11 protein-coding genes are annotated in these 11,692 nt (G+C 64.0%); 4 read left to right on the top strand and 7 right to left on the bottom strand.

All coding sequences use genetic code 11. The annotated features are described in order from the left end of the window. Window positions 1-20: 20 nt before the first annotated feature. Both aceK and NFG58_RS02835 read right to left on the bottom strand, forming a co-directional pair. Window positions 21-1,763, bottom strand: coding sequence for a bifunctional isocitrate dehydrogenase kinase/phosphatase (gene aceK / locus NFG58_RS02840; protein ID WP_108131228.1), 1,743 nt, complete (start codon window positions 1,761-1,763; stop codon window positions 21-23). Window positions 1,764-1,928: 165 nt separating this feature from the next. After that, complete coding sequence (locus NFG58_RS02835; protein ID WP_045993073.1) at window positions 1,929-3,407, bottom strand: TrkH family potassium uptake protein; 1,479 nt, start codon at window positions 3,405-3,407, stop codon at window positions 1,929-1,931. A 161-nt stretch (window positions 3,408-3,568) separates the two neighbouring features. Here NFG58_RS02835 and NFG58_RS02830 point away from each other — a divergent pair, with 161 nt between their 5' ends. The 3 genes from NFG58_RS02830 to NFG58_RS02820 are packed head-to-tail and all read left to right on the top strand — an operon-like array spanning window position 3,569 to window position 5,395. Continuing rightward, on the top strand, window positions 3,569-4,345 hold the full coding sequence (locus NFG58_RS02830) for a pseudouridine synthase (RefSeq protein WP_045993072.1): 777 nt from the start codon (window positions 3,569-3,571) through the stop codon (window positions 4,343-4,345). Further along, window positions 4,345-5,142, top strand: a complete 798-nt coding sequence (gene tcdA, locus NFG58_RS02825; RefSeq protein WP_045993071.1) for a tRNA cyclic N6-threonylcarbamoyladenosine(37) synthase TcdA — start codon at window positions 4,345-4,347, stop codon at window positions 5,140-5,142. The genes NFG58_RS02830 and tcdA overlap by 1 nt, the downstream gene beginning before the upstream one ends. A gap of 19 nt (window positions 5,143-5,161) precedes the next feature. Beyond that, on the top strand, window positions 5,162-5,395 hold the full coding sequence (locus NFG58_RS02820) for a DUF1653 domain-containing protein (RefSeq protein ID WP_213228243.1): 234 nt from the start codon (window positions 5,162-5,164) through the stop codon (window positions 5,393-5,395). Window positions 5,396-5,760: 365 nt separating this feature from the next. Here NFG58_RS02820 and bfr read toward each other — a convergent pair whose 3' ends face one another. From bfr to lptF, 5 genes are all read right to left on the bottom strand, one after another. Next, window positions 5,761-6,246: a bacterioferritin gene (gene bfr / locus NFG58_RS02815; protein ID WP_045994716.1), complete on the bottom strand. Its 486-nt coding sequence runs from the start codon at window positions 6,244-6,246 to the stop codon at window positions 5,761-5,763. 335 nt (window positions 6,247-6,581) lie between these two features. Beyond that, a complete protein-coding gene (locus tag NFG58_RS02810; protein WP_045994717.1) occupies window positions 6,582-6,788 on the bottom strand; it encodes a (2Fe-2S)-binding protein in 207 nt (68 codons plus the stop codon). 340 nt (window positions 6,789-7,128) lie between these two features. Next, entirely contained in the window at window positions 7,129-7,608 is a 480-nt protein-coding gene (locus NFG58_RS02805) for an RDD family protein (protein ID WP_045994718.1), read from the bottom strand. 97 nt (window positions 7,609-7,705) lie between these two features. Then, the gene (gene lptG, locus NFG58_RS02800; protein ID WP_348827562.1) at window positions 7,706-8,770 is read right to left on the bottom strand and encodes an LPS export ABC transporter permease LptG; all 1,065 of its coding nucleotides are present in this window, start codon (window positions 8,768-8,770) and stop codon (window positions 7,706-7,708) included. After that, window positions 8,767-9,849, bottom strand: coding sequence for an LPS export ABC transporter permease LptF (gene lptF, locus NFG58_RS02795; RefSeq protein WP_083970631.1), 1,083 nt, complete (start codon window positions 9,847-9,849; stop codon window positions 8,767-8,769). Before lptF ends, lptG begins: the two co-directional genes overlap by 4 nt. Before the next feature lie 194 nt (window positions 9,850-10,043). On the opposite strand from lptF, the gene NFG58_RS02790 reads away from it, so the two are divergent. Then, window positions 10,044-11,561 carry a leucyl aminopeptidase gene (locus NFG58_RS02790; protein ID WP_045994720.1) on the top strand — a complete coding sequence of 506 codons (1,518 nt, stop codon included), beginning with the start codon at window positions 10,044-10,046 and terminating at the stop codon, window positions 11,559-11,561. Window positions 11,562-11,692: the final 131 nt, after the last annotated feature.

The raw sequence follows: 11,692 nt of genomic DNA, 5'->3' as shown, positions 1-11,692 counted from the left end.
GAATCAGCGCCGCCACGGACTCAGTAGGTCAGGCCCCCGGGGTCCGAGGCGAAGCGCTGCTTGTTGCGATAAGGGTAGACGTCGATCACCTGACCGTCGGTGATCGCCGCCTGCAGGCTCTTCCAGTAGTCGGCATCGAAAAGCTCCGGATGCAGTTCGAAGAACAGCTTGCGCAACTGCACATTGGCGAACAGGAAGGGCCCGAATTCCTCGGGGAAAATATCATTGGGCCCCACCGAGTACCAGGGTTCGTCGGCCAGCTCCTGCTCGGGATAGAGGGGCTCCGGGATATGCCGGAAGTTGCACTCGGTGAGATAACTCACCTCGTCGTAGTCGTAGAAGATCACCCGCCCGTGGCGGGTCACCCCGAAGTTCTTCAGCAGCATGTCGCCGGGGAAGATGTTGGCCGCCGCCATCTGCTTGATGGCATTGCCGTAGTCCTTGAGCACCGCACGGGTCTCGGTCTCGTCGCACTGCTCCAGATACAGGTTCAACGGGGTCATCATGCGCTCGGTGTAGCAGTGCTTGATGATGACCTTGTCGTCCTTCAGGTAGACGTTGCTCGGCGCCACTTCCAGCAGATGCTCAAGGCATTCGGGATCGAAGTGGTCCTTGCGCGATACCAGGTAGGAAAACTCCTGGGTATCGGCCATCCGGCCGACCCGGTCATGGCGCTTGACCAGGCCGTACTTCTCGCGCACGTTGTCGCGACTCATCGCCTTGGACGGGTCGAAGCGGTCCTTGATGATCTTGAACACGGTGCGGTGTGACGGCAGCACGAACACCGCCATCACCATGCCGCGCACCCCGGGGGCGATGATGAACTTGTCCTCGCGCCGCGCGATCTGCTGGTTCAGGGCGCGGAAGAACTCGGTCTTGCCGTGCTTGAAGAAGCCGATGGCAGCGTAGAGTTCGCTGATCGGCTTGTCCGGCATCAGCATGTGCAGGTAGGCCACGAACTCACGGGGCACAGTGGCATCGACCTGGAAGTAGACCCGGGTGAAGGAGAAGATGATCGACACCTCGTCGGGCTCGATCAGCACCGTATCCAGGTGCAGCCCCTTGCCCTCCTCGTGGAGCACCGGCAGCACCAGCGGCACCTGCTCGCCATCGCGGTGGATGCGGCCGACCAGGTAGGCGCCCTTGTTGCGGTAGAAGACGCTCTTCAGCAGTTCGATTTCGGTGTCCGTGCCGTCCGCCAGCCCTTGCGGCAGGTGCTCGACCAGAAAGTCACGCGCCAGATGTCCGCAGTGGCCCAGGTCGATGAACTCCATGCCCAGTTCGGCCCCCTCCAGCGCCTCGGCGATGGCCCTTGACCAGTCCCCCTCCACCGCGATGTGTCGGCACAGCTCGATGCCCGAGTGGTGTGACGCGGCGTCCCTGGAGGAGTTGACGAACATCCAGTCATCGCGGATGTGGCGGTGATGAAAGATCGAGCAGAACAGCGAATTGAAGTAGGTCTCGGCCAGCTCGTAGTCGAGTCGCTGACCGATCAGCTCGACATAGTGCCCCTTGGCCTCACGCCAGCACTCGCAGTGGGTCAGGATGTCCTCGTCAAAGGTGCGCTGCAGGCGCCCCAGGGTCTCGTCGACCTTTTCCTGATAGAGGTTGATCCGCTCCGCCGAGGCCTGCTGGGCCTCGCGCCAGGCGGCGTCGCGAAAGCGTCGATTGGCGTCCAGGGTGATCTGCTTGAAGCGCGAGCGGTACTCGTCGAATCCATGCAGGATAGTGGCGGCGATGCGATAGGCAGGGGACAGTTTCATCACGGGGCTCCCGACGGGCGTCAGCTCAGAATGACCGCCGCCGCCACCTTCGGCGAGACGACCAATGTCGACTGTCATGTTGCCGTGCAACATGGCAGCCGCCAAGCCGTCTGTCCAACCCGGCACACTACGCCCTCGATCACCTCCCCCACCGCCGCCAAAGACCTATTTGCGCCAGAACATCGGGGTCAACAGTACCAGCACGGTCAGGATTTCCAGGCGGCCCATCAGCATGCCCACACACAACAGCCACTTGGCGGCGTCGGGCAGGGTGGAAAAGTTACCGGCTGGGCCGATGATATCGCCAAGTCCTGGCCCGACGTTGGCCACCGCCGTGGCCGCCCCGGTCAGTGCCGTGACCAGATCGAGGCCCAGCATGGCGAGGGCCAGGGCGAGGCCGGCGATGGTCAGAAAGAAGAAGAAGGAGAAGGCCACCACGCCCCGGCTGATCTCATCGGACAGCGGCGCACCGTTGTAGCGAGAGACGAAGACTCCATGGGTGTGGATCAAGAAGCGCAGCTGGCTCAGCAGCATCTTGATCGCCACCTGGAAGCGAAAGATCTTCATGCCTCCGCTGGTCGAACCACTGCAGCCACCGACAAAGGTCAGATAGAAGAACGCCATGGCGGCGAACGGGCCCCACTGGCTGTAGTCGTCGCTGGCGTAGCCGGTGGTGGTCACCACCGAGACCACGTTGAAGGCGGTGTGAGTCAGGGCATCGAACATCGCCTCGCCTCGCCATACCCGATAGAGGCTGAGGATCAGCGTCACCACCACCAGTAGCCACACCAGCCCACGGACCTGCTCGTCGCGCCACAAGGCCAGCGGCGAGCCGCGCAGAAAGCGGATGTAGAGCACGAAGGGCAAGGCGCCAAGCAACATGAACAAGGTGCCCATCCACAACAGATGCGGCTGGTCGGCGTAGGCCCCGAAGGAGGCGTCAGAGTTGGCGAAGCCGCCGGTAGATACCGAGCTCATGGCGTGCACCACCGCGTCTACCGGTGCCATGCCGCCGATACCGTAGGCCAGAATCGCCACCAGGGTGCCCAGGGCGTAGATGCCGAGCGTGGCCTTGGCGATGCCGCCGGTGCGCGGCATCACCTTGTCCGACCAATCCGAGGATTCGGTCTGAAAAAGGCGCATGCCGCCGACCTTGAGAAACGGCAGGATGGCGATGCCCATGACGATGATGCCGATGCCGCCGAGCCACTGCATCAAACCCCGCCACAGCTTGAGACCATCGGACAGCTGGTCGATATCGGTGAGGATGGTGGAGCCGGTGGTGGTGATCGCCGAGACCGACTCGAACACCGCATTGGTCAGCGACAGATGGGGCGCGCCAAGCACCAGCGGCAGGCTGGCGAAACCGCTGATACTGACCCAGCTCAGGGTGGTCAGCACGAACATCTGCTGGGTCTTGAGCGCCACCGGTATCCGCCAGGTCAGCCACCAGCACATCAGCACCGTGGCCAGCACCACCAGCAGAGAACGAGCGAAGGCCGGCGCGTCGGCGTCGCCTTCCCATACCAGCACCCCCCAGGGCAGCAGCATGAACAGCGCCAGCACCAGCCAAAGTACCGACAGTACCTTGAGGACCGGTGCCCAGTCCCTGCACCAGCGCAGCATCCCTATCCCTCGGGTCATAGCCTGCTCTCTCACCGATTGTCGGCGCTCATCATAGACCAAAGCCGTAGCCAGAGATGCCCCTCGACTCACGGAGTCGTCGCAATCCGGATGACAGATCGCCGCAACATGGCGACAATAGCGCGCCTCGAGCCCGCATTCACGCCATAGGTATCGCCGCGATGTCCCTGCCCTTGCCCATTCTCTACCAGGACGACGATCTGGTGGCGGTGCACAAGCCGTCAGGGCTGCTGGTGCATCGCAGCGCGCTGGCCCGTGGCGAGCGCGAATTCCTGCTGCAGCGCCTGCGCGACCAGTTGGGCCAGCGGGTCTACCCGGTGCATCGGCTCGACCGGCCTACCTCGGGGGTCATGGTGTTCGCGCTGTCCTCGGACATGGCCCGGCGACTGGCCGAGGCCTTCACCGAGCGCCAGGTGACCAAGCGTTACCTGGCGGTGGTGCGCGGCATCGGCCCCGAGACCGAGCGCATCGACCGGGCACTGCGCGAGGAAGACGGTAGCCGGCCCAAGGCCGAGATGCCGGCGATGCCCGCGATCACTGAGGTGCGCCGACTCGACAGCGTGGAGCTGCCGGTACGTATCGACCGCTACCCCCAGGTTCGCTACTCGCTGATGGAAGCCCGCCCGCTGACCGGGCGACGCCACCAGATACGCCGTCATCTGTCCGGCATCGGCTACCCGATCATCGGCGACGCCAAGCACGGCAAGGGCAATCACAACCGCTTCTTTCGCGACAGCCTGGACTGCGATCGGCTGCTGCTGGCGGCGACCTCGCTCGAGTTCGAGCACCCTCGCCATCGCACCCCGATGGCGCTGTGCTGCCCGCTGGACGCCTGCATGACGCGGCTGTTCGACCGTTTCGGCTGGCGCGCCCACCTGCCCCGGCCAGTCAGCACCACCAACGCCAACGTGACCGCAACGACCCAGCGAGATTCCTGATGAGCACTGACCCCAGCGACAACGACTATGACCTGCGCTTTGGTGGTATTCGCCGTCTCTACGGCACCACCGCCAGCGCCCGCCTGGCGCAAGCCCACGTGGTGGTGGTCGGGGTCGGCGGTGTCGGCAGCTGGGCGGTGGAGGCGCTGGCCAGAAGCGGCGTCGGCAAGCTGACCCTGATCGACCTCGACGACGTCTGCGTATCCAACGTCAATCGTCAGCTTCACGCCCTCGACGGCACCATCGGGCGGCCCAAGGTGGAAGTGCTGGCCGAGCGCTGTCGGGCCATCCACCCCGGCATCGAGGTCGTCGCCGATGTCGCCTTCGCCACCCCGACCAATCTCGCCGAACGCATTCCCGAGGACGCCGATCATCTGATCGACGCCATCGACAGCGTGGTGGCCAAGGCCGCACTGATCGCCTGGTGCAAGCGCCGCAAGCTGCCGCTGACGGTCACCGGCGCCGCCGGCGGACAGACCGACCCCACCCGGATCAAGGTGGCCGACCTGACCCGCACGGAGCATGACCCCCTGCTTGCCAAGGTGCGCTCGCGCCTGCGCCGCGACCATGGCTTTTCGCGCAACCCGAAGCGCCGCTTCAGCGTCGAGTGCGTCTACTCCGACGAGCAGCTGGTCTACCCCGGCCAGGACGGTGAGGTCTGCCACACCAAGCCTGGTGCCGGCGAGTCCACGCGCCTGGACTGCGAGAGCGGCTTCGGCGCCGCCACCTTTGTCACCGGTAGCTTCGGCTTTGTCGCCGCCTCGCGGGCGCTGGCCAGACTGACCCGGGTAAAATGAGCCAGACAAGGAACCGACCATGACAACCCCGCAATCCCCCCTCCCGGTGCCCGGCATCTATCGCCACTACAAGGGCCCGCTCTACGAGGTGACCGGCGTCGCCCATCACAGCGAAAGCGAAGAGGCCCTGGTGGTGTACCGCGCGCTCTACGGGGACTACGGCCTGTGGGTGCGCCCGCTTGAGATGTTCTGCGAGAGCGTCGAAGTCGAAGGTGTTACCACTCCACGCTTTGCCCTCGAGAAGGCGTTCTAGGGCTTGTCTGAAAACTGCCTGCGCTCGGTAATACGGCGTTAAAAATCGGCTGGTGCGCCAGCCCGGTCAAAATGCTCATTTACACCCCGTAAACTGCGCTTTCTCACCGATTTTTGCCTTGTCTAACCATCGCTCGTCGACTTTTCCGACAGCGCCTAGCAGGCCCTGACGGCGCCCGGATCCATGTCGTCGGTCCGACGCTGCCAGTTCGATAACGCTGGTCCAACAGCGCCAGCCCGGCGAGGCGAGTCCATACGCCCTGGCCAGCGCGCAGGCAACGGAACACGCAGACGCAAAAAGGGGAAGCCGCTGGCCTCCCCTTTTTGCTTGCCTGGGCGCTGTCGATGCAATGCGCCAGCGCTAAATCACTCTTCGCCGCCGGCCTTTTGCATTTGCGTCTGCAGATACGCCTGCAAGCCGACCTTGTCCATCAGACCCAGCTCGGTCTCGATGATGTCGATGTGCTCTTCCTCGTCATCGAGGATCTTCTGGAACAGGTCACGGCTGACGTAGTCCCGCACCTGCTCGCAGTAGGTGATGGCTTCGATCAGGTCGTCACGCCCGGTATGCTCCGCGGCCAGGTCGGCCTCGAGCATCTCGCGGGTGTCCTCGCCGATATGCAGCTTGCCGAGGTCCTGCAGGTTGGGGATGCCTTCGAGAAAGAGGATGCGCTCGATCAGAATGTCGGCGTGCTTCATCTCTTCGATGGACTCGTCGTACTCCCACTTGGCCAGCCGGGCCAGGCCCCAGTCCTTGTACATCTTGGCGTGCAGGAAGTACTGATTGATGGCCACCAACTCGTTGCCCAGCACCTTGTTGAGATGCTCGATGACCTTGGGATCGCCTTTCATGGAAAACTCCTCAATGCTTGCCGGACTTGTGCTTGCCGGTGATTGCCGACCGGCCGTGGCCAGTCGTCGTTGATCGAACCGTCTTGCATCGGACGCCGCAGAGGCGACGTCTCTCCTTGGCCTCGCCCGCCTTCACAGGGCAACAGACGCGGGGCTACAGACACACTGGCACGACAAGCAATGCCCTACCAGCTCCCGTCAAGAAGCAGTATAGGGCATCCATGAAAAAACTCAATAAAATCAGAATCTTGAAAACCGCAACTACAACGATATCGATTGCTAATTCAAAAGACTACCGCAAAGGAAGTAGCGCAAGAGCGTACCGACGACCGAGGCTATACCGCATAGGCCAGCGCTTCGACTTCCAGACTCGACGCTTCCTGGATGGCGTCACGGGTGATCTGCTTGCCCACACAGGCGCATTTGCCGCACTGGGTGCCACAACCGGTCTCACGCTGAACCTGACGCCAGCTACGCGCGCCGTCATCGACGCTCTGACGAATCTGTCGGTCACTGACCCCTTTGCACAGGCATACGTACATCGCCATCTCTCCTGAATCACTATAGCCAATGTAAATGATTCCCATAGCGACACGCAACCTTTTCAAGAGTAATTCGTATTTACTTTAGCTAAAGATTTGAATTTACATGACTCAGCTCAAGCGCTGCCCCTGCCGACAGCCAATCGACAGCAACCAGAAAACCAGGATGGAAACAGAAGGAAGCGACTCGTGCAGGCTGAATGGGGAGGGGCCGAGCAGCATCTCAGGGAGAACGTCGGCCGGGCGCTGCAGAGGATGAAGGGTCGATGGCAGACGCCCGAGCCGGGCTGACGGGTAAGCTGCCCTGTTCAGGAATCTCGCGCAAGCGCTCGTTGCAGGGTTATCGCTTCGCCGCCTTCGGCAGCACTACCACCTGAGTACCAGACGCCAGATCCGCCCAGCTGCGCCGTTCCGCGTCGAACAGCACCCACCAGTGGCCCAGCCCCAGCGGCACGAAGGAAAACGCTCCCACGGCGAAGCGCAGCATGGTCTGACGCAGGCTGATGGGTCCGCCGTCGAGGGTCTGGACGCGAAGACGCCAGGCCTGCATCCCCAGGGTCATGCCCCCGCGGCGCCAGAAGAAGGCAAAAAAGGCAAAGGCCGCGACCACCAGCAGCAGTCGCAGGCTGAGCACCTGCCAAACGCCTGCCCCCACCTCTTCCGGGGCCAGGCCCAGCAGCTTGCGCACCACCAGCACGTGCAAGGTGGTGATCGCGATCCAGATGGCCAGCAACAGAAAGCTGTCGTAGAACATGGCGCCCAGACGTCGGCCCAACCCCGCGGGCCAGACATCATCGAGATGGGGAAAGCGTCGTGTCATTGGGTCTGCTCAGCAGGTGGAGTCTCGGCAAGGCGCATACTAACGTTGGCGCCGGGGCGATCGAGAGTGCCCAAGCCGGCGCCAGGCATGCCGCCCTTCACCCCGACCGCCTCAATAGGTGAAGTCCCAGCAAGGCGCACACGAGTGTGGGGGCCAGCACCGCCCAAGCCGGCGAAAAGCCGAATACCGTGGAGGCCGGTGCCAGCAGATCCTGCAGGTACTTGAACACCAGCCCGGTGATGACCCCGTAGAATACCCTCGTCCCGGCGGCCACGGTGCGCAGCGGGCCGAACACGAAGGACGCCGCTACCAATACCAGCGAGGCCATGGTCAGGGGCATCAGCATCTTCTGCCAGAAGTACAGAAGCGGCTGGGTGGCCTCCAGGCCCTGCTCGTCCAGATAGCTGGCGTAGGCCCACAGCTCGCTCGGTGCCTGGGTCTCCACGTCGCGCAGCAGACGCGACAGCTGAGTCGGCGACAGGCTGGTGTCCCAGCGCAGGCTAGCCACCTTGTCGACCTCGGTGCGGTCATCGGCAAAGCGGGTCGTCTCGACCTGCTGCAACTCCCAGAAGTCGCCCTGCCACACCGCACGCCTGGCGGTGGTGACCGACTCCAGCCGGTGGCCGTCGAATTCGTAGCGAGTCAGATCCAGCACGGTGTCGTCGGCGCGAATCGCACCAAAGCGATAGAAGTCGTCGTCCTCGCGCTGCCAGCCACCGCGTTCGGTGACCACCGCACCCTCGCCCTGCATCTGCTGCACCTTCCAGGCGTGGGCGAACTGCTCGGTTCTGGGGCTGACGAACTCTGCCACCGTCAGCACGATCACCACCACCAGGATGATCGGCTTCATCACCCCCCAGACGATGCGCGCCAGCGACCGTCCCGCCGCCCGCATCACCGTCAGCTCGTTGTTGGAAGCCATGCTGCCGAGTCCGATCAGGGCGCCGATCAACACGCCTACCGGGGCATATTGATAAAAGCGCCAGGGCAGGCGCATGCACAGAAACAGGAAGACCTCGAAGGCACCATAGCCGCCTTCGATGTCTCCGAGGTCATCGATATAGGTGATGATCAGGTCCAGGCCCAGCAGCACCACCTGCACTACCAGAATGGCAGCGAGGACGTTGCGGGCGATGTAGCCGTCCAGGCGATCGAGAATCATCCGCTCATTCCCTTGCGTTGGGCATTGAAGGCCAGTCCCAGGCCGAGGATCAGGAAGCCTGCGTGGATCGGCCACATGCCGATGACGGCTGGCAGGCTGCCGCTGCCGATGGCGTCCATGGCCGCCAGCAGCAGACTCAGGTAGGCCACGTACAGAAAGATCGCCGGCAACAGCTTGGCAAAGCGGCCCTGGCGTGGATTGACCCGGGACAGCGGCTGGGCCAGCAGGGTCAGCACGAACACCATCAGGGGAGCGCCGAGCCGCCACTGCAACTGGGCCCTGGCCTCGGGCGAAGCGTCATTCAGCAGGGTCGTGGTGGTGGCAAACTCCGCCGAGTCGGTCTCGACCGCCTCCACCGCCCGCGCCAGACGCACGGCGTAGGTACCGAACTCGAGCCGCTCGGCGTCGGCGCGACCGGCCTCTGCGCTATAGCGTTCACCGTCTTCCAGCACCAGATAGCGACTGCCAGTGTCCGGATCCACCGACTGGTAGCCCTGGGTCGCCCGGGTCACCACGCTCTCGGGGGAGCCGTCATTGCGCTTCTGGCGTTCGCTGATGAACACCTCCTGCATGCGCTCGCCGTCCTCGGACACGTCGCTGGCGTAGGCGATACGCCCACTGCCGAACTCCTGAAAACGCCCTGGCGCCAGCGCCGAGAAGTCGAGCTTGCTGCGCTGTTCTTCCAGCACCAGTTCGTTGTGCAAGGCACCAGCGGGGGTCAGCCACAGGCTGAATATCCCGACCAGCAGTGCCACCAGGGCGGCGGGCACCAGGCTGACCGTCAGCAAGCGGTTGGGGCTGGTGCCGCAGGCCACCAGCACGGTGATCTCGCTGTTGAGGTAGAGCTGGCCATAGGCCAGCAGAATTCCGAGAAAGAACGCCAGCGGCAGGATCAGCTCGAGAAAGCCCGGCATGTGATAGAGCATCAGCGAGCCGAGGATGTTCGCAGGGATCTCGCCTTCGGCGGCGTTGGCAAAATAGCGGATAAACCGACTGCCCATGATCACCAGCAGCAGCACCCCGGCCACCGCCGACATGGTCAGCAGAATCTCGCGGGTGAGGTAACGGAATATGATCAATGCGCGCTCCTGCTCTCGGTCGTCCTCACCGGTCGTCCCTGATCCAGTATAGGTCCCTGATCGATGTCTCTACCCGATCGATCGCTGCGGCCACGGTGATCATGCAAACCCCGGGGGCCTTGGGTACACTGGATGGACTCGGCATCGTGCCGGCATTATCCAGAATCCCCCCACACTTGTCTTGTGGAGTCAGCATGGAATTCCCTGTAAAGACGGCCAACCCGGTCAAGATCGAGACCGCTTGCCTGGTCATCCCGGTGTTCAAGGACGGTGAACTTACTCCTGCCGCCGCCAAGCTCGACGACGCCAGCGAGCGTCTGATCGGACAGTTGATCGAGCGTGGCGATTTCAACGCCAAGCTCGGCAACGTCCAGCTGGTGCCCTTTGCGCCTGGGCTGTGCGCCGACCGCCTGCTGCTGGTCGGCTTCGGCGAGCGCGACAAGTGCCACGAAGGTGCCTTCTGCAAGGCCGTGGACGCCGCCTTCGCGAGCCTCGGTCAGCTGACCGTGGACGAAGTCTCGGTAGCCCTCACCGACGTGCCCGTCGAGGATCGCGACGCCGGCTGGAAGGCCCACAAGATCGCCGAGAGCGCGCTGCGCGCCAGCTACCGCTTCACCGACTTCAAGAAGGAGAGTGGCCCGGCTCCCAGCCTCAAGACGGTGTCGATCCTGCTCAGTGAGGGCGAAGACCAGAACGCGGCCAGCGAAGGCGCCCGCCAGGGTGCCGCCGTGGGCCAGGGCATCAACCTGGCCCGCCAGCTCGGCAACCTGCCGGGCAACGTCTGCACGCCGCGCTACCTCGCCAGCGAGGCCGAGCGCCTGGCCAGCGAATCCGATGGCGCCCTGACCACCGAGATCCTCGACGAGGCAGCCCTCGAGGAGCTCGGCGCGCACTCGCTGTTGTCGGTCGGTCATGGCAGCGACGAGCCGTCGCGACTGATCGTGATGCGCTATCAAGGCGCGGACGACGAAAACGAGTCGCCCCACGTGCTCGTCGGCAAGGGCATCACCTTCGACACCGGCGGCATCTCGCTCAAGCCCGGTGCCGGCATGGACGAGATGAAGTTCGACATGTGCGGCGCCGCCAGCGTGTTCGGCGCGGTTGCCTCGATCCTGGCAATCAAGCCGAAGATCAACCTGGTCGCCATCGTCGCCGCCGCCGAGAACATGCCCAGCGGTCGCGCGACCAAGCCTGGCGACATCATCAAGACGCTGAAGGGGCTGTCGGTGGAGGTGCTCAACACCGACGCCGAGGGCCGCCTGGTGCTGTGTGATGCCCTGACCTACGCCGAGCGCTTCGAGCCGGCCAGCGTCGTCGACATCGCCACCCTCACCGGTGCCGCCATCATTGCGCTTGGCCACCACGCCACCGGCCTGATGTCCAACGACGACGACCTGGCGCTGGACCTTCTCGACGCCGGCGAAACCGCCTGGGATCGCGCCTGGCATCTGCCGCTGTGGGACGAGTACCAGGAACAGCTGGACTCCAACTTCGCCGACCTTGCCAACATCGGCGGGCGCCCGGCGGGCACCATCACCGCCGGCTGTTTCCTGTCGCGCTTCGCCACCGACTTCCCCTGGGCGCACCTGGACGTGGCCGGCACCGCCTGGAACAGCGGCAGCGCCAAGGGTGCCACAGGCCGCCCGGTGGGCCTGCTGACCCGCTACCTGCTCGACCGCGAGGCAGAGGTGGTCAACACCGACCAGGACTGACCCGGCAAGTCCGCCGTCCACGCGGGCGCCGACAGACGTCGGCACCCGCCCCGGCGGGCTTCCCCGTCCTACAGGCTTTCCCGACCCACAGGCTTTCCCGAAAGGGCGAGCCTGTGTCATTCTGATTCCAT

It is taken from the genome of Halomonas sp. RT37, assembly GCF_040070525.1.
Classification (GTDB): Bacteria; Pseudomonadota; Gammaproteobacteria; order Pseudomonadales; family Halomonadaceae; genus Halomonas; species Halomonas litopenaei.
Note: the sequence above shows the minus strand (reverse complement) of the source record. Positions and strands in the feature narration are given on the sequence as shown.

Excerpts from the sequence above, each read along its gene's own strand:
- aceK (WP_108131228.1), bottom strand. The coding sequence starts at position 1,763 with ATGAAACTGTCCCCTGCCTATCGCATCGCCGCCACTATCCTGCATGGA.
- NFG58_RS02835 (WP_045993073.1), bottom strand. The coding sequence starts at position 3,407 with ATGACCCGAGGGATAGGGATGCTGCGCTGGTGCAGGGACTGGGCACCG.
- NFG58_RS02830 (WP_045993072.1), top strand. The coding sequence starts at position 3,569 with ATGTCCCTGCCCTTGCCCATTCTCTACCAGGACGACGATCTGGTGGCG.
- tcdA (WP_045993071.1), top strand. The coding sequence starts at position 4,345 with ATGAGCACTGACCCCAGCGACAACGACTATGACCTGCGCTTTGGTGGT.
- NFG58_RS02820 (WP_213228243.1), top strand. The coding sequence starts at position 5,162 with ATGACAACCCCGCAATCCCCCCTCCCGGTGCCCGGCATCTATCGCCAC.
- bfr (WP_045994716.1), bottom strand. The coding sequence starts at position 6,246 with ATGAAAGGCGATCCCAAGGTCATCGAGCATCTCAACAAGGTGCTGGGC.
- NFG58_RS02810 (WP_045994717.1), bottom strand. The coding sequence starts at position 6,788 with ATGTACGTATGCCTGTGCAAAGGGGTCAGTGACCGACAGATTCGTCAG.
- NFG58_RS02805 (WP_045994718.1), bottom strand. The coding sequence starts at position 7,608 with ATGACACGACGCTTTCCCCATCTCGATGATGTCTGGCCCGCGGGGTTG.
- lptG (WP_348827562.1), bottom strand. The coding sequence starts at position 8,770 with ATGATTCTCGATCGCCTGGACGGCTACATCGCCCGCAACGTCCTCGCT.
- NFG58_RS02790 (WP_045994720.1), top strand. The coding sequence starts at position 10,044 with ATGGAATTCCCTGTAAAGACGGCCAACCCGGTCAAGATCGAGACCGCT.